General features: G+C 49.9%; 14 protein-coding genes, 2 tRNA genes and 3 rRNA genes. 3 read left to right on the top strand and 16 right to left on the bottom strand.

Annotated features, from left to right (window positions below):
* Window positions 1–16 precede the first annotated feature (16 nt).
* A complete protein-coding gene (locus tag EL216_RS07190) occupies window positions 17–1,321 on the bottom strand; it encodes a M16 family metallopeptidase (RefSeq protein ID WP_085390563.1) in 1,305 nt (434 codons plus the stop codon).
* 90 nt (window positions 1,322–1,411) lie between these two features.
* The gene (locus EL216_RS07185; protein ID WP_085390561.1) at window positions 1,412–1,735 is read right to left on the bottom strand and encodes a hypothetical protein; all 324 of its coding nucleotides are present in this window, start codon (window positions 1,733–1,735) and stop codon (window positions 1,412–1,414) included.
* 517 nt (window positions 1,736–2,252) lie between these two features.
* Here EL216_RS07185 and EL216_RS07180 point away from each other — a divergent pair.
* Window positions 2,253–2,810: a porin family protein gene (locus EL216_RS07180; protein WP_085390559.1), complete on the top strand. Its 558-nt coding sequence runs from the start codon at window positions 2,253–2,255 to the stop codon at window positions 2,808–2,810.
* Between the two features lie 129 nt (window positions 2,811–2,939).
* Here EL216_RS07180 and EL216_RS07175 read toward each other — a convergent pair whose 3' ends face one another.
* Window positions 2,940–3,695 (bottom strand): ABC transporter permease, encoded by a 756-nt coding sequence (locus tag EL216_RS07175; RefSeq protein ID WP_085390558.1) that lies wholly within the window; start codon window positions 3,693–3,695, stop codon window positions 2,940–2,942.
* A gap of 84 nt (window positions 3,696–3,779) precedes the next feature.
* Window positions 3,780–5,864, bottom strand: coding sequence for a methionine--tRNA ligase (gene metG, locus EL216_RS07170; RefSeq protein WP_085390556.1), 2,085 nt, complete (start codon window positions 5,862–5,864; stop codon window positions 3,780–3,782).
* A gap of 197 nt (window positions 5,865–6,061) precedes the next feature.
* Here metG and EL216_RS07165 point away from each other — a divergent pair, with 197 nt between their 5' ends.
* Window positions 6,062–6,961 (top strand): ABC transporter ATP-binding protein, encoded by a 900-nt coding sequence (locus tag EL216_RS07165; protein WP_085390552.1) that lies wholly within the window; start codon window positions 6,062–6,064, stop codon window positions 6,959–6,961.
* Window positions 6,962–7,063: 102 nt separating this feature from the next.
* Here the strand turns inward: EL216_RS07165 and yccS are convergent, their stop codons facing one another.
* Window positions 7,064–9,217, bottom strand: coding sequence for a YccS family putative transporter (gene yccS / locus EL216_RS07160; RefSeq protein ID WP_085390551.1), 2,154 nt, complete (start codon window positions 9,215–9,217; stop codon window positions 7,064–7,066).
* Window positions 9,218–9,441: 224 nt separating this feature from the next.
* Complete coding sequence (locus EL216_RS07155; RefSeq protein WP_085390549.1) at window positions 9,442–10,896, bottom strand: surface lipoprotein assembly modifier; 1,455 nt, start codon at window positions 10,894–10,896, stop codon at window positions 9,442–9,444.
* Between the two features lie 342 nt (window positions 10,897–11,238).
* Between EL216_RS07155 and EL216_RS07150 the strand changes: the two genes are divergently transcribed.
* Window positions 11,239–11,733, top strand: a complete 495-nt coding sequence (locus EL216_RS07150; RefSeq protein ID WP_085390547.1) for a hypothetical protein — start codon at window positions 11,239–11,241, stop codon at window positions 11,731–11,733.
* 649 nt (window positions 11,734–12,382) lie between these two features.
* Here EL216_RS07150 and EL216_RS07145 read toward each other — a convergent pair.
* From EL216_RS07145 to EL216_RS07100, 10 genes are all read right to left on the bottom strand, one after another.
* On the bottom strand, window positions 12,383–12,676 hold the full coding sequence (locus EL216_RS07145; protein WP_085390361.1) for a ComEA family DNA-binding protein: 294 nt from the start codon (window positions 12,674–12,676) through the stop codon (window positions 12,383–12,385).
* A gap of 249 nt (window positions 12,677–12,925) precedes the next feature.
* Window positions 12,926–13,038: ribosomal RNA gene (gene rrf / locus EL216_RS07140) — 5S ribosomal RNA — on the bottom strand.
* 152 nt (window positions 13,039–13,190) lie between these two features.
* Window positions 13,191–16,076, bottom strand: a 23S ribosomal RNA gene (locus EL216_RS07135).
* A 375-nt stretch (window positions 16,077–16,451) separates the two neighbouring features.
* A tRNA-Ala gene (locus EL216_RS07130) sits at window positions 16,452–16,527 on the bottom strand.
* An 8-nt stretch (window positions 16,528–16,535) separates the two neighbouring features.
* Window positions 16,536–16,612 (bottom strand) — tRNA-Ile (locus tag EL216_RS07125).
* Window positions 16,613–16,713: 101 nt separating this feature from the next.
* Window positions 16,714–18,254, bottom strand: a 16S ribosomal RNA gene (locus tag EL216_RS07120).
* The 16S, 23S and 5S rRNA genes sit together here with 2 tRNA genes alongside, the layout of an rRNA operon.
* Window positions 18,255–18,654: 400 nt before the next feature.
* A complete protein-coding gene (dksA, locus tag EL216_RS07115; protein WP_085389943.1) occupies window positions 18,655–19,071 on the bottom strand; it encodes an RNA polymerase-binding protein DksA in 417 nt (138 codons plus the stop codon).
* A 212-nt stretch (window positions 19,072–19,283) separates the two neighbouring features.
* Window positions 19,284–19,841: a YggT family protein gene (locus tag EL216_RS07110; RefSeq protein ID WP_085389944.1), complete on the bottom strand. Its 558-nt coding sequence runs from the start codon at window positions 19,839–19,841 to the stop codon at window positions 19,284–19,286.
* Between the two features lie 16 nt (window positions 19,842–19,857).
* On the bottom strand, window positions 19,858–20,652 hold the full coding sequence (gene proC, locus EL216_RS07105) for a pyrroline-5-carboxylate reductase (protein ID WP_085389945.1): 795 nt from the start codon (window positions 20,650–20,652) through the stop codon (window positions 19,858–19,860).
* Window positions 20,653–21,095: 443 nt separating this feature from the next.
* The gene (locus tag EL216_RS07100) at window positions 21,096–21,788 is read right to left on the bottom strand and encodes a YggS family pyridoxal phosphate-dependent enzyme (protein ID WP_085389946.1); all 693 of its coding nucleotides are present in this window, start codon (window positions 21,786–21,788) and stop codon (window positions 21,096–21,098) included.
* Between the last annotated feature and the right edge of the window lie 17 nt (window positions 21,789–21,805).

Raw genomic sequence — 21,805 nt, 5'->3', positions numbered from 1 at the left:
TTCAGACGGCCTTCCGTTATTTATCCGCGCCCACAACCACGATATTCATCTGTTCCGCTTTCACGCGGCGTTGCCATGCGGATTTGATTTGTTCGGCGGTAACGGCCGAAACGGCTTTCGGATAGGCTTCGAGATAATCGTCGGGCAGATTGTGGAAACCGATCAAACTCAGGTAGCCGAGCAATTTGGCGTTGGTGTCGAAACGCAGCGGGAAGCTGCCGGTAAGATTGGCTTTGGCTTGGGCCAGCTCTGCTTCGGTGGGGCCTTCGGCGATAAAGTCGGCCAGCACTTTGCGGGCGGCGGCTAAGGCTTGGGTGGTGTTGGCTTTCTGGGTGGAAAAGGCGATGCTCAAGGGGCCGGCTTCGGTGGAGGGGGAAAGGCTGCTGTATGCGCCGTAGGTATAGCCGTATTGGTCGCGCAATACTTTCATCAGGCGGCTGTCGAATCCGCCTGCGCCCAGCACGTAGTTTCCGACAACCAATGCATAGTAATCGGGGTCGTGGCGTTTGATGAGAGGCATGCCCATGATGATTTGCGCCTGTTCGCCGGCAAAGGGAATATTCTGACGCATGGCTCTGCGGACGGGCACGGCGGGAATGCTACCGCTTTCTTTGCTGCGTTCGGGCAGGCCGTCAAGAGCTTTTTTGACCAGTGCTTCGGTTTGATGGCGGTTGAGATCGCCCACTACGGCAACAATGGCGTTGTTTTTGCCGTAACGGGTGCGGTGGAAGGCGCGGATGTCGTCAAGGGTAACACGGCGGATGCTTTCGACACTGGTTTGGGCGGAACGGCCGTAGGGGTGGTTGCCGTAGCTCAAACGGGTGAAGGCGCGGTCGGCGATAAAACCGGGGTCGGTTTCGTTTTGCTTCAGAGCGGTAATGCTTTGTTTCTGCTGGCGGTCGAACACGGCGGCATCGAAACGCGGCTGTGTGAGCGAGTGGTTGAGCAGGGTAACGGCGGCATTGAGGTTTTTCGGTTTGCTAAGGCTGCGCAAGGTAATACTGGCACCTTCGCTGCTGCTGCCACTGCTTAGGCTGACGGCCAAATCGTTGGTACGTTCTTTAAAAGCTTCTTCATCAAGCTGCCGGGTACCGTCGGTAAGCAGACCGGCAGTAAATTCGGATACTTCGCCTTTATCTTGAGGGTTGAACGCGCTGCCTGCGCCTTTGAAGCTGATTTGGATATCGACGATGGGGTTTTCATGGCGTTCGACCAATAAAATCTGCGTACCTTCGGGCGTGTGCCAGCGTTGGATGCCGACGGCGGCTTGGGCGGCCAAGGGCAGAAAAAGCAAGGCAGCTAAGGTTTTGTGTGGAAACATAGGTGCTTTCTGAATATGCGGAGGCTTTCGGGAAAGGCCGTCTGAAAAACGGTTTTGTTCAAACGGCCTGCGGCATAAGGGGGGGGGGGGTTAATTCGATGTGGTGCGGGCGGCTTTCCAAGCGGCATCCAAACGTTTGCTGGCGGCTTGGAACACATTGTCGGCCTGCGCTTGGGCTGCGGTTTCTTTATGCAGTTTTTCCTGCAAGCCGACCACATCGGCTTGTGCCTGCTTCAAGCGCGACTGTGCCGCCGATAATTCGGATTGCAGCGTGGCAATGCGGTTGCCGCCCGTGCTTTGCGCTTTTAAGGCATCGCGGTAGGCCGCCTGTGCACTGAGTAATTCGTCTGCCGCGTTATCGGCAAAAGCCAAGGGAGAAACAGCGAGTAAGGTTAGTACAATCAGTTTTTTCATATTATTCCTTCAGTCTTCTATATGGATGTATATGCGGATGATCGATCCAGGCCGTCTGAAAAGTCTTCCGCATTCGTTTATTATATAGCCGAACGGTACAGTGTTTAATGTTGATTTTCTGTTCCGTTTACAGCGACTGTTGTTAACAGGCAGCAGAAAATTGCCGAAAAAACCACATTTGATAATGTAAATAAATATTCTATGTTTTCAGGGCAGGATGTTTCGGAGACTCTGCAAACCGGAGGTGGCTGTTTCGTGTCTATGCTCCGATACAGATACTTTTTATCAGCGGTTTCAGTGTTTTGGCAAAGAGTTTTTACTCCATTTAGGCCGTCTGAAACAGTTTCCTGCTATACATAATTACAAAAAGTTCTTAAATTACAAATGTTAAGCGAACGCGAAATCATGTAATGCCTGCAACATAGCAGTTGCGGCAAGGTCTGTCCGGCACGATACTTGATTACACGGAAGGCGCATTCTGACGTGTTCCGATTTTATCCTGATAGGAGTACAAACAATGAAAAAAGCCTTACTGACTGTTTTAATTTTAGGTTCTACCGCCATCGCATCCGCCGAATCATTCTCAGACACTTTCACCGGCCCCGCCGTTGAAGTGGGTGTAGGTGTCAGCAAAACCGATGTGAAACACAGAAGCTTGAATGAAAAACACAAAGCCGATGTGTCGGTGCGCGGTAATTACAATGTTGAATACGGCAACAACTGGATCGGCGGTGCGGAAGTGGCGTTGAAACCGTTGAACCGTAAAATTTCCAACCACGGCAATGGCAAAGTGAAACAAAAATATGATGCTTCCGTGTCATATCTGCAAGGTTACCGTTTTGCGCAAGATGCCATGGTTTACGGCAAAGTGGGTTACCACTACGGTAAATTCGACAACGTTATCGCCGGTACCAACCGCCACATGAACGGCTTGGGTTACGGCGCAGGTTTGAAATACGCCGTTACGCCTAATGTGGAAGTAGGTGGAGAATGGGAACAAACCCGCTACAAACGCAGTGATAACAAAGCAACCAACAACAGCTACATGGCTACTATCGGTTACCGCTTTAAATAATCCCTCTGAAACAGCCTCTGGCTAATGTGAATAAAGGCCGTCTGAAAACAAATGCCGCGCAATTTCTGCGAAGCTAAAGTTTTTCAGACGGCCTTTCGCTATGCGCTGGCAATAACGAAACAAAATTTCCTAGTTCCGCAGCTTCCACCCCGATTTCAATATAGCCAGCACGCCCGCGCCCAGCACCAGCGAAAAGCCGCCGACCACGGCAAACGACAGCCACGGAGACACATCACCCACGCCGAAAAAGCCGTAACGGAAGCCGTCTATCATATAAAACACGGGGTTCAAACCGCTCATACCGCGCCAAAATGCCGGCAGGCTGTTAATCGAATAAAACACGCCCGATAAAAAAGTGAGCGGCATAATCAAAAAATTCTGAAACATAGCAAGCTGGTCGAATTTCTCGGCCACAATGCCCGCCAGCAGCCCCAACATTCCCATAATCGTGCAGCCCAACAGCGAAAATGCCAATATCCAGCCGATATTATGCGGCATGGGCAGACCGAACGGCGCAGTAACCGCAATCACCCCCGCCCCCACTAACAACCCGCGCACCACCGCCGCACCGACGTAAGCGGAGAAAAAAGCGGTGGTTGAGAGCGGCGGCAGCAAAATGAACACCAGATTGCCCGCCAATCGCGACTGAATCAGGCTGCTGGAAGAGTTGGCAAACGCATTCTGAGTCATGCTCATCATCGCCAAACCGGGAATTAGAAACGCATTGTAGGCCACATCGGGCAAGGCTTCGACATGCCTGCCGATGGCATGCGAAAAAATAAGCTGGTAAAGCAGTGCCGTCAGCATCGGTGCGGCAATGGTTTGCAGGCCGACTTTCCAGAAGCGCAGGATTTCTTTTTTAAAAAGGGTGTAAAAGCCGATCATTTTTGGCAAGGTTTCTTTATGTTTTTAATGTGCAGGCCGTCTGAAAGTTATCAGACAGCCTTCTGCGGTTTGCCGGTTTTCAGATTAACCCACCTTATCCCCCGGCTGCGCGCCTGCATCCACGTCCAGCAGCTTCAATTTACCGTCTGCCGCGGCGGCGGAAAGGATCATGCCTTCGGATACGCCGAATTTGGCCATTTTGCGCGGGGCGAAGTTGGCGACGGCGATGACCATGCGGCCGTTGAGTTCGGCGGGGTTGGGGTAGCTGGCGGCGATGCCTGAGAAGATGATGCGTTTTGCAAAACCGAAGTCGAGGTCGAATTTGAGCAGTTTGGTGCTGCCTTCGACGGCTTCGCAGTTCAGCACTTTGGCGACGCGCATGTCGATTTTCATAAAGTCGTCGAAACTCGCTTGTTCGGCGACGGGCGCGTATTGGTCGGTTTCGGCGGGGGCGGCTTCGGTTGAGGCTGCCTGAATGCTTTGTTTGTTGGCTTCGATTAAATCGTCCACTTGTTTTTGCTCCACTCGTTGCATTAAATGTTCGTATTTGTTGATGGCGTGGCCTTCGGGCAGCACGGTTGCGGCATCGGCCCAGCGCAGGCTGTCGAGATTGAGGAAAGCGGCGGTACGTTCGGCGACTTTGGGCAGCACGGGCGCGAGGTAGATGGTGAGGATTTTGAAGGCGTTGATCAGCTCGCTGCATACTTCGTGCAGGCGCGCGTCTTGGCCTTCTTGTTTGGCCAATTCCCACGGTTTGTTGGCATCGACGTATTCGTTCACTGCGTCGGCCAGCGCCATGATTTCCCGCAGGGCTTTGGCGTATTCGCGGTGCTCGAAATCGGCGGCGATGTTGTCGCGCTCGGCGGCGAGTTTTTGTACCAATTCACTGCCTGAAACGTCTTTCAGACGGCCTTCAAAGCGTTTAGCGATAAAGCCTGAGGCGCGGGCGGCGATGTTGACGTATTTGCCGACCAAATCGCTGTTGACGCGGGCGATGAAGTCGTTCAGGTTCAAGTCGATGTCTTCGATTTTGCTGTTGAGCTTGGCGGCGATGTAGTAGCGCATCCATTCGGGGTTGAGGCCGCCGTCGAGGTAGGATTTGGCGGTGATGAAGGTGCCGCGCGATTTGGACATTTTTTGGCCGTCGACGGTTAAAAAGCCGTGGGCGAACACGCCGGTGGGAGCGCGGTGGCCGCTGAATTTGAGCATGGCGGGCCAAAACAGGGCGTGGAAGTAGAGAATGTCTTTGCCGATGAAGTGGTACATTTCGGCATCGCTGTCAGCGCGGAAATAGTCGTCAAAATTCAGGCCGATGCGGTCGCACAGGTTTTTGAACGAGGCCATGTAACCGACGGGCGCGTCGAGCCAAACGTAGAAGTATTTGCCGGGTGCGCCGGGGATTTCGAAGCCGAAGTAAGGTGCGTCGCGGCTGATGTCCCAATCGGAAAGGGTGGTTTCGCCGTTTTCTCCGCCGCCCAGCCATTCGTTCATTTTGTTGAGGGCTTCGGGTTGCAGGTGCGGCTGGATGCGGCCGTCTGAAAGCGTGGTGCTGCCTGAAGTCCATTCTTTCAGGTAGTCGGCGCACTCGCCCAGTTTGAAGAAGAAGTGTTCGGATTCTTTCAGCACGGGGGTGGCGCCGGATACGGCGGAATAGGGGTTGATCAGCTCGGTGGGCGAGTAGGTGGTGCCGCACGATTCGCAGTTGTCGCCGTATTGGTCTTTGGCGTGGCATTTGGGGCATTCGCCTTTCACGAAGCGGTCGGGCAGGAACATGTTTTTTTCGGGGTCGAACAACTGCTCGATCACACGGCTTTCGATTTTGCCGTTGGCTTTGAGGGCAAGGTAGATTTGTTCGGAAAGCTGTTTGTTTTCAGGCGAATGGGTGCTGTAATAGTTGTCGTAACCGATGTGGAAGCCGGTAAAGTCGGCCAAATGCTCTTCGCGCACTTTGGCAATCATGTCTTCGGGCTTCATGCCTTGTTTTTGGGCGGCCAGCATCACGGGCGTGCCGTGAGTGTCGTCGGCGCAGCAGTAATAGCATTCGTGGCCGCGCAGTTTTTGAAAGCGCACCCAGATGTCGGTTTGGATGTGCTCGACCATGTGGCCTAAGTGGATGCTGCCGTTGGCATACGGCAGGGCGGAGGTAACGAGGATTTTGCGTTGGGTCATGGTTAGGTTCGGCTTATTTGAGTATAGAAATAGGCTGTATTATACCTGAGGCCGTCTGAAAAACATCTTTCAAACGGCCTCAGGCAAAGATAGATGCCGTATTTTTCAAACTCTGCGTTTATAATTCTGTTTTTCCAACCCTGCCTTTTTAAGACGGCCTTCTTCCCTAATGGGGCCGTCTGAAAACGAAAGAACCTATGTCTGCCGCCATCCATATCCAAAATGCCGTTAAAACTTATAAAAACGGCTTCACTGCCTTGAAAGATGTGAGCTTCAATGTAGAACAAGGCGAATTTTTCGGTTTGCTCGGCCCCAACGGAGCGGGCAAAACCACCTTGATTTCAGCGATGGCGGGCTTGAGCCGGCTGACCTCGGGCAACATCAGCGTGATGGGGCATGATGTGGTGGCCGATGCCTACGCCGCGCGCATGAGTTTGGGCGTGGTGCCGCAGGAATTGGTGTTCGACCCGTTTTTTACCGTGCGCGAAGCGCTGCAATTCCAATCGGGCTATTTCGGCATTAAAAACAACGATGTCTGGATAGATGAAATTATCGAAAATCTGGGCTTGACCGACAAAGCCGGCACCAATACCCGCAACCTTTCCGGCGGTATGAAACGGCGTTTGATGGTGGCACAGGCGTTGGTGCACCGCCCGCCGGTGATTGTGCTCGATGAGCCGACTGCCGGTGTAGACGTGGAGCTGCGTCAAAATCTATGGACGTTTATTTCCGGTTTAAACCGTCAGGGCCACACGATTATCCTGACCACCCACTATCTTGAAGAAGCGCAAAGTATGTGTACCCGTATTGCCATGCTGAAGCACGGCGAGTTGGTAGCTTTGGATAAAACCGAACATTTGCTGCACAATGAAAAAGGCCTGCGCGTGGAACTGCTGCTCGGCGGTGCGCTGCCGGAAAATCTGCAACAATGGCAGGTACCGCAAGAAAACGATGCGGTGTTGCTCAAGCTGGAAGACTACGACCAGCTTGCGTTTGTGCTGCAAACGCTGAAATATGCGGGCGTGGAAGTCAAGCACTTGTCGCTGCCGGAAACGGATTTGGAAGACGTATTCGTGCAGATGATGCGGGCGAAGTAGCTGCTTCGGATAACGATCGAAGAGGCCGTCTGAAAATTTTCAGACGGCCTCTTCGCCGTATTCCGCAATAAAACATGCGGCGGATGATGGGATTGCGCTTTTTCAGACGGCCTGCACCTGATCGGCCTCTTCCTGCGCCCCGTGCAATGCGGTATAGCAAGGTTGAAGCTGGCGGGCAATCAGGCAGAGTTGGTGCCACAATATACTGCTTTGGCGGTCGTCGGCCACCCGTTCATGCAGGTTTTCCAAACTGTCCTTCACTTCGTTTAAGGCCGTCTGAAAAGCCTCCGGCGGTTCTACGGCGATGTTTTCCAATATATCGGCAATCTGATAGGCCGTTTGGAAAAAGCCTTCGGTAAAGTCGAGCGCACAATCTTTTACCATCCGGTTGCGGAAGGCTCCGAGCGCGGAAATGTAGCCGATTAAAGCATAGCTGGTTTTAAGCAGGTTGAAACCGTCTTGCAGTTTACCGCCGTATTTCTTCGGCTCGCCGCTCATATCGGAAAGCGTGCTGCTGAGTGCCGCCGCCCGCTCATGCGCTTGGCGGCGCACGCTGCGGTAAGCCATGTCGTCGACGCTGCCGTTTTGCAGTTGGCCGAGGATATGGCGCAAATAACGTCCGTTTTGGCTGACCGACTGCCCGGCCGTGCGGCTGAGGGTGAGATAGCGCCAATCGGGCCACAGATAAGACACCGCCGCCCACGCAATACCCGTACCGATAACGGTATCAGTAAAACGCGGCCACAAGGCGGCGGATACGTCGATACCGGCCAGCGACAGGCTGGTCAGCGCCTGTACGGTAATGAAAAAAGTAGAAAAGCTGTATTTATTGGTGCGGAAAAAGAAAAACAGCGTGGTAGAGGCAATCACAATCCACAGTTTGGTTTCAACCGAAGGGGTGAAATACGGCACCAACGAACCGACCACCACGCCCAGTATCGTACCGGCAATACGTTGGACAACCCTGGATTTGGTAGCGGAATAGTTAGGCTGGCACACAAACAGGGCTGTCATCAGAATCCAGTAACCAAGATCAAGGTGGAACACTTCGACAATCGCACAGGCGGCAAACACCACTATCGATAAGCGCACGGCATGGCGGAACACGGCAGATTCGAAATTCATCTGGCTGCGTACCGTGTTCCATACATGGCGCAGACCGCCGCGCTCCATCGCAGCAATGCCGGATTTATCGGAATGCATTCCCGCCGCATTATGTTCATCTTTCTCCAAATGGGAAAGCTGGTAATCGACGCTGAACAGATTTTCCAGCAGCCTTTGCAGGGTGTGGACTTCCGCACCGTTATGGTTTTCGGCATAAATTTTCAACGATTGGCGGCAACCTTGGATGGCTCGCTCCAACCGTTTACCGTATTGGTAAGACTTGCCGCTGCGCAGACTTTCGGCCACATCGCGGCAAGCCTGCCCCTGCAACTCAAGCAAGCGGTTGATGCGGAAAATCAGGTCGGTGTTTTTGAGGCGGTCAGCCAACTCCCGATAATCGACATGCGCCGAACTGATGCGCTCGTGAATATCCTGCGCGGCGAAATAATACCGGAGCATGCGGTTGGTGCGCGGGTGGCGGTGCTGCCCGCGCATACGGTAAAACAGCGCAATACGGCATTGGTTGAACGCATCAATCACACCGGTGTTTTTCATGGCCAAATCAATCTGGCGGCTTTCCAACCAATCGGCTTCATCAGGATCGAAAAACGCAGCTTTGGCATCGAAATAACCGCCTAAAGCGGCATACGCATCGGCCACGCTTTCCTGCACGGGTCGGTGCGGAAACACCACATGCAGCAACAAAGTCATCATGCTGTAAAGCAGCGTGCCGCACAAAATCATCAACGGGCTCACAAACCACGGTATCTCCGACGTGTACGACAGCGTGGTGTAAGTCGCCACTGCCAACGTGCCGAAAGCAAAGGTGCGGTAACGCAAACCCACCGCGCCGGTTAAAGTAAACAGGAAAGTAAACGCCGTCATCATCAAGATAAAAGGCAAGCCCGTACCATGCGTCATCTGTGCGCCCAGCGACGACACAGAAAACAGCACCAGTGTAATCACAATGTTTTTCAGACGGCCTGTCAAACGGTTATCCAAATCCACCAAACCGCCCGCGATTACTCCCAGCACAAACGGCGTCGTCAGTTTGGGCACGTTGAAATACCAAACCAGCGAAGCGGCAATAAACACGCTGACGAAAATCGGCAGCGTGGCGATAACTTTAGGATTAACGGGAGGTGTTCTCATATCAGGTGTTTCGTGTGTCTGAAGCGCGAATTGTACAGGATTTGCAAGCTGTGTCGCCGAATACGGAGGCAAAGGTACCAAGAAACTGAAATCTTTCCAAACTCTTCATACGCTGCGCATTTTTGTGCACACACCGCTTATTCTCAATCTTGAGGTTTACAAACCATCAGGCCGTCTGAAAAATTTCAGACGGCCTGATCTTGCTAAACAATCAAGCAGCTGGTTTAGAATGTTTTTTCCAAGGTAATAAACCATTGTCTGTTTTGGCGTGAATAAAACACAGGAATATTACTGTCGATTTTCAGGTAGCGGAAATTCAGCTTGGGCGTAATGCCGTAAAGATGTACACTACGATGCCACAAAGCAACGTTGGCCTGATATTCCTTATCGCGCCGGATACTCGGTTCGTCAAAATCACGCACAGCATAGCGCAAATTCGCACGGGTACTCAAACCGTTGTTCCACTCTTTTATCACACCCACACGTCCGCCTTTACGGTCTGACGATTCAATTTTTTCAACCGTATGCTCACGGCTGTAATCAACACCACCGTAAATCATCAACCCGGCTGTCGGCAACCACGCGGCAGTAAACGAAGCACTGTTCAGATGGCCGTTGTAACGTTTGGCATGGTAATCTCGGGCATAGCGCCGCTGCATGTGTACGGCAGAACCAATCAGTTGCCAATTGTCATTTACCCAACCGCCGTATTCAGCAGTCGCACCGAAATTGCGGCTGTAAGATTCGCCGCCTAAACGGTTATAACCTACGAAAGGTTTAAACGAAGCCCAGCGGCGGATATTCTGGTTCTTATAGCCCGCACTCACACGCACGCTTTCCTCGCTGTAGTCTTTGTTATCCCAATACCAAGTGCCGTCTACCGATGCTTCGGTAGTTGCATAATGGTTACCGGTCAGATTCCAATCGCGCTCTACAGAAAAATTGTATTGCAGGCCGTTAGCACGCTTCGGCAGTGAATCCTCATCACGCACAAACCGTCTGCCGCCTATTTCAATATATTTAACAGAAGAAGCATTGTTCACATTGTCGTTGCGCTCATACTGTACCCCGGCATTAAACTGCCAACCGGCCTGCTTCTGAATACGCTCAAGATAAGCATCGGCCAGCATGCGGGCATTCGCGTCGATATTGTCAGCCTTGACACGCTCAAACTGATCTTTTGCCGCCTGATACTGTTTGTTTTCATATAGCATACCCGCCAAATCCAAACGTACATAGCTCAATTCGGGATGGGCAGAAATAATACGGCGGTAAGCCGCAATTGCCTGGGCATGCTTTTTCTGAGAACGCAAAAGCGCGCCCGATGCATAGTCATACAAAATCACATCATGCTCGGGTATCGTGCGGTAAAGGGACAACAGATCTGCCAACAACGGCCAGTTTTGGCTACGCATTGCACGCTCGATTAATTGGGCAGCCAACTCGGGATTCTGACGCAAATCATCTTCGTTCAGCTCTACCGATTCCGTCTGTTTTTCAGGTAAGGCATCTACGGCGGGAGCAACCTCAGGTTTTTTCGGTTTAGGTTTTGCCTCTATTTTCAAAGGATCATCAAAAAACGGGGTTTCTACAGTAGGCAAAACTTGAGGAGGCGGCTCATTAGCAAAAGCAGGAGCAAACACACCAATCGATGATATGATAAAAAGATATTTCAACATACTTAAGTGTCCGAAAGGCCGTCCGAAAGCTTTTCAAACGACCTTAATGGAATAAAAATAAAGAAGGATTCAGCCAAAACAATTATATAAAACAAAGGAATAATCGTAGCGGCAAATCATTCTTCGGAAATTATAAATAAACGTATTTTAACAAATTTCCTCCCCTTCCCATAATTTCCGGCAGCTTTAATCGAAAAGTGTCGTATATTGAACGTGCTGCCCGCCTTAATACTGAAGCCGTCTGAAACAAAACATCAGAAATGCCCCGTTTCCTTCCCATTCGCTCTATTCAAAACTTACCCAAATGATTACACTACATTTTTCGTTTGTTAAAAGTCTACAATGAAACGAATACTCACTTCTCTACCGATATGGATTGTCCTTACTGATATGGCATACGGTTTTTTTCTCAACATATCACAAAGCCTGAACCTGCACCAACAAGCTCGGCCCGTTAAAGACAACCTGCCTGTATCGCCCGATATAGCATTCAGTGGCCTACAAGTTTTAACCAACGGCGGTATGACCCTCATCATCGGCTTCGGGCTAATGGTTTTATTACAACTCAACCATTCTGTACTGCAAAAACAAATCCTGCCTATCGGCATCTTTCGTACCTTAGGTTTATTGGCTGTATTGGCATTCAGCTTACCTTCTCTTTGGGAATGGTTTTGGGCTGCTATCAACTTTGCGAAAGGACAATACACTATCGCTTTCGATAATCCCCGTTACCTGATTACCGCTATATGCCTCCCCTTAATCTCCTGCCTGTGCATAGTCCGTTTAACCGGCTGGTATCGATTGCATAAGAATCTATCGCAAGAAAACAATCTATAAAAAACTAAACACCATTCTCTCCAACCGGTATATCAGCGGATTTCTTTATAGGAAACTTTTCTTCATACACGGCACTTTAAAGTAAGCAGAGAAGAAATATATGAAAAAAGTGATAGTCTTTATTTATCTCTCTTTCTCAAGAAAGAAAAATTAACACTATTATTGTTGACTATGGCTCAAAAGAAATCGTACTTATTGTTATTATAAAAATTATATCTAACAACTTTACTCATAAAGAAAATTTAAAAATCATACCCACTTGGATGACTGTCGATTTCTACCATCATCGTATCAACCATAAAAATATTTTGCCAATACACAAAATCACACCAATAAATTTTCTTCGGTTTGTCCTGCCTTAAACGGGATACTGCATCCTATATTATTTCACCTGCCGAATGTAGCTAGCGATGCTCTAAAATATAAATAACTGCCAGCCTAATTCGGGATAAGGCCGCTATATTGCATGCTTTGTCCATACGGTCAGGTCGGGTGTTGAGCCCGCTTTCATGACAGGACTTCATCAACACCCACGACATTATCCCTCCCAACCTCCATTATCACCCTCTTTCCTGCCACATCGGCCTCTCCCACAAACGCCAAAGGCTGCGGAGTCACCCCCACAGCCCCAACATCCTTCCAGGCTTCCTTACTTCTTCAGCACCGGCTGCGCCTTCCCTTTCGCCGATCCATGACCGGATACCACCGCCTCCACTTTCAGCTTCGACAATATCCCCTCACCGATTCCCTTTACATTCTTCAACTCGTCCACACTCTTGAACTTGCCGTTCTGCGTCCGGTATTCCACTATCGCCGCCGCCTTCGACGGCCCGATTCCCGGCAGTGCCTTCAATTCTTCCGCCGTCGCCGTATTGATGTTCACCGCCGCCAACGACCACGCCGATACCAGCAGACCCACCAGAGCCAATACATACCGTTTCATGTTTTCCCTTTCATAATATGAATTCAAATAATCTTATTGCTGTCAATAACCGCACGAATCCGGAAACATACTTCCATATCGCAGAAACAGCTGCGCTATCATAAGCATATTTCCCCTCCCGCTCAAACATTTTCAGCGCAACGCTGCCGACCCACTCCCCCACTGTCGCCCTCCCGCGACAACACCCACGTCCCTCCCCTCCAAGTAAAAACCCCCGATACTTCTCAGTATCAGGGGTTAGCAATGAGTGTCTGGCAGTGACCTACTTTCACATGGGTATCCACACTATCATCGGCGCTGAGTCGTTTCACGGTCCTGTTCGGGATGGGAAGGCGTGGGACCAACTCGCTATGGCCGCCAGACGTAAACTGTACAAATCGGGAAAGCCGTCAGGGAAATGCATCCCTTCTCTTTATTCTTCAATCAACGGTGATGGGTATCGTCTTCAAGACTGATATAAGCTTTATTTTCGAAGCCTCAACACCCACTACGGTGCAAAAGTCCTTCAAATGATAGAGTCAAGCCTCACGAGCAATTAGTATCGGTTAGCTTCACGCATTGCTGCGCTTCCACACCCGACCTATCAACGTCCTGGTCTCGAACGACTCTTTAGTGCGGTTAAACCGCAAGGGAAGTCTCATCTTCAGGCGAGTTTCGCGCTTAGATGCTTTCAGCGCTTATCTCTTCCGAACTTAGCTACCCGGCGATGCGACTGGCGTCACAACCGGTACACCAGAGGTTCGTCCACTCCGGTCCTCTCGTACTAGGAGCAGCCCCCGTCAAACTTCCAACGCCCACTGCAGATAGGGACCAAACTGTCTCACGACGTTTTAAACCCAGCTCACGTACCACTTTAAATGGCGAACAGCCATACCCTTGGGACCGACTACAGCCCCAGGATGTGATGAGCCGACATCGAGGTGCCAAACTCCGCCGTCGATATGAACTCTTGGGCGGAATCAGCCTGTTATCCCCGGAGTACCTTTTATCCGTTGAGCGATGGCCCTTCCATACAGAACCACCGGATCACTATGTCCTGCTTTCGCACCTGCTCGACTTGTCGGTCTCGCAGTTAAGCTACCTTTTGCCATTGCACTATCAGTCCGATTTCCGACCGGACCTAGGTAACCTTCGAACTCCTCCGTTACTCTTTGGGAGGAGACCGCCCCAGTCAAACTGCCTACCATGCACGGTCCCCGATCCGGATCACGGACCTGGGTTAGAACCTCAAAGCCACCAGGGTGGTATTTCAAGGACGGCTCCACAGAAACTGGCGTCTCTGCTTCTAAGCCTCCCACCTATCCTACACAAGTGACTTCAAAGTCCAATGCAAAGCTACAGTAAAGGTTCACGGGGTCTTTCCGTCTAGCAGCGGGGAGATTGCATCTTCACAACCATTTCAACTTCGCTGAGTCTCGGGAGGAGACAGTGTGGCCATCGTTACGCCATTCGTGCGGGTCGGAACTTACCCGACAAGGAATTTCGCTACCTTAGGACCGTTATAGTTACGGCCGCCGTTTACTGGGGCTTCGATCCAATGCTCTCACATCTTCAATTAACCTTCCAGCACCGGGCAGGCGTCACACCCTATACGTCCACTTTCGTGTTAGCAGAGTGCTGTGTTTTTAATAAACAGTCGCAGCCACCGATTCTCTGCGACCCTCCAATGCTTACAGAGCAAGTCTTTCACATCGAAGGGCATACCTTCTCCCGAAGTTACGGTATCAATTTGCCGAGTTCCTTCTCCCGAGTTCTCTCAAGCGCCTTAGAATTCTCATCCTGCCCACCTGTGTCGGTTTGCGGTACGGTTCTGATTTAGCTGAAGCTTAGTGGCTTTTCCTGGAAGCGTGGTATCTGTCACTTCTTGTCCGTAGACAATCGTTATCACTTCTCGGTGTATAAACATCCGGATTTGCCTAAATGTTCCACCTACCGGCTTGAACGACCTATTCCAACAGGCCGCTGACATAACCTTCTCCGTCCCCACATCGCACTAAATCAAAGTACGGGAATATTAACCCGTTTCCCATCGACTACGCATTTCTGCCTCGCCTTAGGGGCCGACTCACCCTACGCCGATGAACGTTGCGTAGGAAACCTTGGGCTTTCGGCGAGCGGGCTTTTCACCCGCTTTATCGCTACTCATGTCAACATTCGCACTTCTGATACCTCCAGCAACCTTCTCAAGTCACCTTCATCGGCCTACAGAACGCTCCCCTACCATGCACTAGGTGCATCCGCAGCTTCGGTTATAGATTTGAGCCCCGTTACATCTTCCGCGCAGGACGACTCGACCAGTGAGCTATTACGCTTTCTTTAAATGATGGCTGCTTCTAAGCCAACATCCTGGCTGTCTGGGCCTTCCCACTTCGTTTACCACTTAATCTATCATTTGGGACCTTAGCTGGCGGTCTGGGTTGTTTCCCTTTCGACAACGGACGTTAGCACCCGCTGTCTGTCTCCCATGATTGCACTTTCCGGTATTCTTAGTTTGCCATGGGTTGGTAAGTCGCAATGACCCCCTAGCCATAACAGTGCTTTACCCCCGGAAGTGATACATGAGGCACTACCTAAATAGTTTTCGGGGAGAACCAGCTATCTCCGAGTTTGTTTAGCCTTTCACCCCTATCCACAGCTCATCCCCGCATTTTGCAACATGCGTGGGTTCGGACCTCCAGTACCTGTTACGGCACCTTCATCCTGGCCATGGATAGATCACTCGGTTTCGGGTCTACACCCAGCAACTCATCGCCCTATTAAGACTCGGTTTCCCTACGCCTCCCCTATCCGGTTAAGCTCGCTACTGAATGTAAGTCGTTGACCCATTATACAAAAGGTACGCAGTCACCTAATTAATAGGCTCCCACTGTTTGTATGCATCAGGTTTCAGGTTCTATTTCACTCCCCTCCCGGGGTTCTTTTCGCCTTTCCCTCACGGTACTGGTTCACTATCGGTCGATGATGAGTATTTAGCCTTGGAGGATGGTCCCCCCATATTCAGACAGGATTCCACGTGTCCCGCCCTACTTGTCGTATACCTAGTACCACTGATGAAATTTCGAATACGGGGCTATCACCCACTATGGCCAAGCTTCCCAGCTTGTTCTCCTATCTCAACAGCTATCATATACAGGCTCCTCCACGTTCGCTCGCCACTACTTGCGGAATCTCGGTTGATTTCTTTTCCTCCGGATACTTAGATGGTTCAGTTCTCCGGGTTCGCTTCGCTTATCCTATGTATTCAGATAAGGATACCGTACAAAATACGGTGGGTTTCCCCATTCGGACATCACCGGATCATAGCTTTATTGCCAGCTCCCCGATGCTTTTCGCAGGCTTACACGTCCTTCGTCGCCTATCATCGCCAAGGCATCCACCTGATGCACTTATTCACTTGACTCTATCATTTGAAGTACCTTTTTGACTTCGTTGCTACAGTGTTGACTACCTTCGCAACTTAAAGGCCTCTACTTTGATAAAACTTACTGCTTGTTGTGTACCGAACTGTGCCTTTTGTCTTTCACAGCCCGGTCGATACAATCATCACCCAAATACTGCGGCTTACCTGTTACGGCAAGCCGACATTGTCTTTGTTTGTTGATTTCGGCTTTCCAATTTGTTAAAGATCGATGCGCTTCTTAAAAAAAGGAATAAGTAAACTTTTCCTTCTCTAACCTACACAAATTAAAATATTCTTTACTTCATCTTTATCTATTCAGATGCCAAACATCTAAAGACTAAAGACAAACAAAAATACTTTGATTTGCAAAGTATTTGGTGGAGGCAAACGGGATCGAACCGATGACCCCCTGCTTGCAAAGCAGGTGCTCTACCAACTGAGCTATGCCCCCCAATCTCTTGGTGGGTCTGGGAGGACTTGAACCTCCGACCCCACGCTTATCAAGCGTGTGCTCTAACCAGCTGAGCTACAAACCCAGATTACTCCAACTTCGTCGGGATTCTCCCAACCAGTCTTGCATCTTTAATACACAGTTTACCGATAAGTGTGAATGCGACCAAACCTCTTTTTTCTCTAGAAAGGAGGTGATCCAGCCGCAGGTTCCCCTACGGCTACCTTGTTACGACTTCACCCCAGTCATGAAGCATACCGTGGTAAGCGGGCTCCTTACGGTTACCCTACCTACTTCTGGTATCCCCCACTCCCATGGTGTGACGGGCGGTGTGTACAAGACCCGGGAACGTATTCACCGCAGTATGCTGACCTGCGATTACTAGCGATTCCGACTTCATGCACTCGAGTTGCAGAGTGCAATCCGGACTACGATCGGTTTTCTGGGATTGGCTCCACCTCGCGGCTTGGCTACCCTCTGTACCGACCATTGTATGACGTGTGAAGCCCTGGTCATAAGGGCCATGAGGACTTGACGTCATCCCCACCTTCCTCCGGCTTGTCACCGGCAGTCTCATTAGAGTGCCCAACTTAATGATGGCAACTAATGACAAGGGTTGCGCTCGTTGCGGGACTTAACCCAACATCTCACGACACGAGCTGACGACAGCCATGCAGCACCTGTGTTACGGCTCCCGAAGGCACTCCTCCGTCTCTGGAGGATTCCGTACATGTCAAGACCAGGTAAGGTTCTTCGCGTTGCATCGAATTAATCCACATCATCCACCGCTTGTGCGGGTCCCCGTCAATTCCTTTGAGTTTTAATCTTGCGACCGTACTCCCCAGGCGGTCAATTTCACGCGTTAGCTACGCTACTAAGGCATCAAGTACCCCAACAGCTAATTGACATCGTTTAGGGCGTGGACTACCAGGGTATCTAATCCTGTTTGCTACCCACGCTTTCGGGCATGAACGTCAGTATTATCCCAGGGGGCTGCCTTCGCCATCGGTATTCCTCCACATCTCTACGCATTTCACTGCTACACGTGGAATTCTACCCCCCTCTGACATACTCTAGTCACCCAGTTTCAAACGCAGTTCCCAGGTTGAGCCCGGGGATTTCACATCTGACTTAAGTAACCGTCTGCGCCCGCTTTACGCCCAGTAATTCCGATTAACGCTCGCACCCTACGTATTACCGCGGCTGCTGGCACGTAGTTAGCCGGTGCTTATTCTTCAGGTACCGTCATCACCCAAGGGTATTAACCTCAAGCTTTTCTTCCCTGACAAAAGTCCTTTACAACCCGAAGGCCTTCTTCAGACACGCGGCATGGCTGGATCAGGGTTCCCCCCATTGTCCAAAATTCCCCACTGCTGCCTCCCGTAGGAGTCTGGGCCGTGTCTCAGTCCCAGTGTGGCGGATCATCCTCTCAGACCCGCTACTGATCGTCGCCTTGGTAGGCCTTTACCCCACCAACTAGCTAATCAGACATCGGCCGCTCAAATAGCGCAAGGCCCGAAGGTCCCCTGCTTTCCTCCTCAGAGAATATGCGGTATTAGCCATCCTTTCGGACAGTTATCCCCCACTACTCGGTACGTTCCGATGTATTACTCACCCGTTCGCCACTCGCCACCAAAAGAGCAAGCTCTTCCGTGCTGCCGTTCGACTTGCATGTGTAAAGCATGCCGCCAGCGTTCAATCTGAGCCAGGATCAAACTCTTATGTTCAATCTCTAACTTTAACTTCTGGTCTGCTTCAAAGAAACCGACAAAGATATTTATCTTGTCTGTTTTTGTCGCAGTGTGAGGCCCAATCGCACTCACACTTATCGGTAATCTGTTCTGTTAAAGAGCGTCCCGAACATCATCACAACCAATACTGCCTAACGCAAAATCTGTTATAATGAATATTCGCTTTCAAACACCGCCGAAGCAGCGAAGAACCGAACTATACCCGCCCTCCCCCAATAACGTCAACCCCACAGCAGAAAAATCCGACCGAAAAACAAACAGACCACTGTTTTATCAAGAAATTTTATTTAGCATACGATTTGCTCTATGTAAAACAAAATGAAATAAAGCCACCTGAATATGACAGGCGGCTTTATTTTACTGTTTGTTTGCTTTTTTAATCCGCAAATTGTTTTTTTAGTTGCTCGCGTCGCTCTTGAGCCTCTACGGATAAAGTGGCTGTAGGACGTGCCAGCAAACGCTTAAGTCCGATAGGTTCACCGGTATCTGTGCAGAATCCGTAGTCACCTTCATCTATTTTACGTATAGATGCTTGTATTTTGTTCAACAGTTTGCGCTCGCGATCCCGAGTACGCAATTCAAGAGCATATTCTTCTTCTTGAGTGGCTCGGTCAGCAGGATCGGGAGCAGACTCGTGTTCTTTCAGATGGCCTGTAGTAGTAGTGGCGTTTTCAATCAGCTCGTCTTGCAGCTTTACCAACAATTCTCGGAAAAAGGCCAGTTGATCTGCATTCATGTAATCTTCTTCCGGACCACTCCAGTTGAGAATATCTTGTTCTGTCAGCTTTGCCATAGTCGTTCTTTCTTTCCCAGTTAGTATTAAAGACTTTAAATATTAAAGTCTGCCATCATAGGCTTATTGTTGATTTTTCGACAAATTAATCAATATTTTTTTAGGCGAGCGGCATCATAACATGAATTTCAGTATACGGTTATGTTAAGAATAATTTCATCTGGCACTTTCGTTTTCAGACGGCCTGTCAATTTCCTTAATTCGTTGATAAATCAGTTTAACAGCCATAAATTCAACTTAGCAATCAACTGTGGCAAGATTACACTTAACCAGATCCACAGTATTAATACCAACACACTACCTGAAAAGTTGTAGCGTCTGAATTGTAGAAAGACAAACGGCTTGGATAATGGTTCAAAAATTTTATGCAAAGATACTTGCAAAGAAGAATAAGGATTGTTAAAACTCAAAATCATGCGCAACAGTAAACCGATAAATAATACGTAAGCAACAGCCTTGAATAAATTCAATACAGTAAGAAACAAATTGGCAGCGATAACTTTGATGCCGAACCCTTCAGGAAGAGCCAATAACGATAAAACTGTAAATACTAAGTAATACAATAGTATACAGGCTAAGATACAGGCGCTGTCCCACTGTCCTAACGGTGGAGTGGCTTTACGTAAAGGCTTTACCAGCCAATCTGTCGTCTGCATACAAAATTGTGCCAACGGGTGCCTGAAATCGAGTTTTGCCCATTGCAACAAACAGCGAGACAAACATACGATTGCCATGCTATCGGCAAGTAACATCAGCAGTTTGGGTAACATTTTCAGACGGCCTTCTTTATGATCGGAATTGTTTTTCTATCTCTCGCGAACGTACGATACACGCTTGTACGCCGGCATTAATACCTTCGGTAATCTGATGTGCTTTAAAGGTTTCTATTGCTTCATGTGTGGTACCGCCTTTGGAAGTAACATTTTGTTGCAGCAAAGTAAAATCTTCTCCGGTTTGTTCGGCTAAAGCTACCGCACCTTTGAAAACTGCCAAACTCAGCCGATGTGCTTCCTCAGGCTGAAACCCTTGTTGCCCGGCGGCTTCTTTTAAAGCATTTAAAAGATAGAATACATAAGCGGGGCCGCTGCCGCTGATGCCGGTAATGGCATGTATCCTGTCTTCTTCTTCGAGCCATACAATCTGGCCCGTTGCACTCATGATTCTTGCGGCAATTTGTTTATCCTCTTCACTTACCCCTTCTGCGGCAAACATACCCGATACACCCAAACCGATACGGCCGGGAGTATTGGGCATCACTCTTATGATTCGGCGTGTGCCGTTTAAATAACGGCTTAAAGTCTCCACGCTCAAACCGGCTGCCACCGACAGCACCAACGCGCCATTGGTTTGCACATTAATACATGCAGCCTGCATGTCTTGAGGTTTGACTGCCAGTATCAATACATTATCTGCGTTTAATTCAGGTAGTTTTTCCGATACGGCGACACCTAACTCCTGCTTCAGCTTTTCGCGCTTTTCCGCACCTCGGTTGGTAATGTGGACATGATACCCCTCCTCTTTAACCAATCTGCCTGCGATTGCCGCTGCCATATTGCCGCCGCCTAAAAAGTAGATATTCATGGTTTTCTTTCTATCTATAACTGATTTCAGGCCGTCTGAAATCTCTAATCAATAATTTTCTCGATACGGTAAACCGTATTGGGAGTAGTGTTCTAAAATGAACCAAGTTTTGCCGACCTGCTTAAAACCCACCGACTGCCAAAAACAACCTGTACGGATTACTTTCTCATCCTTTCAAAACGGATTTTCAGACGGCCTTGTTTTTTGAAACTGTTTTCCAACATTTGAAACGCTGCTTTACCTCAGCCTTTATTTCGACGGCTTGGCCGTTTTGCTGAATCAGGCCGAAATGCCTACAAACCAACAACGCGGCAAGTATTTCCACTGTGGCCGTCTGAAAACATCCCGCTTGCGAATAATACGCCTGCCAAGCCGATACTTTAGTCTTCCGGCATTAGGGTTTCCTGAAACGTTATTATGGTTTCAGACGGCCTTTTAGTTTCTCAACGGTAATCGCGCCGGCCGAAAATCGCACTGCCTGCCCGCACATGCGTCGCACCACATTCAACGGCAATCTCCATATCGGCGGACATCCCCATCGACAAGACATCCGCCGCAATACCTGCCTCATTCAAATCGGCCAAAAGCTGCCGCATTCTGCCGAACTGCCGCCGCAATTCTTCATCGCTGCTGCCGGCCTTGGCCACACACATCAAGCCGCGTACTTGTATATTCGGCAGCTTTGCCACTTCGACGGCCAGCGTAACCGCTTCTTCGGGCGCAACGCCGTGTTTGTTCGGTTCGGCGGCAATATTGACTTCAATACACACTTGCAGAGGCGGCTTTTCAGACGGCCTTTGGGCACTTAAACGCTGGGCGGTTTTCAGACGGCCTATGGTATGCACCCAATCCGCTCGTTCGGCCACATATTTGGTTTTGTTCGACTGGATATCGCCGATAACATGCCAAACGATATCGGGCAAATCGGCCAGCTCTTCAGTTTTCTCATACCATTCCTGAATATAGTTTTCACCGAAATCACGACACCCTGCGTCATACACTTTGCGGATATCGCTTGCGGGGAAAGTTTTACTGACCGCCACAAGTTTGGTGCCGCCCGGTTTGCGGTGTGCAGCCACTTCGGTTTGGGTGATTTCAGACAATACAGTTTGGTAATTGTGTTGCAGGCTTGTCATGATTGTTTCCGTATTGT

The sequence above is a fragment of the Neisseria animaloris genome (assembly GCF_900637855.1).
Lineage (GTDB): Bacteria > Pseudomonadota > Gammaproteobacteria > Burkholderiales > Neisseriaceae > Neisseria > Neisseria animaloris.
Note: the sequence above shows the minus strand (reverse complement) of the source record. Positions and strands in the feature narration are given on the sequence as shown.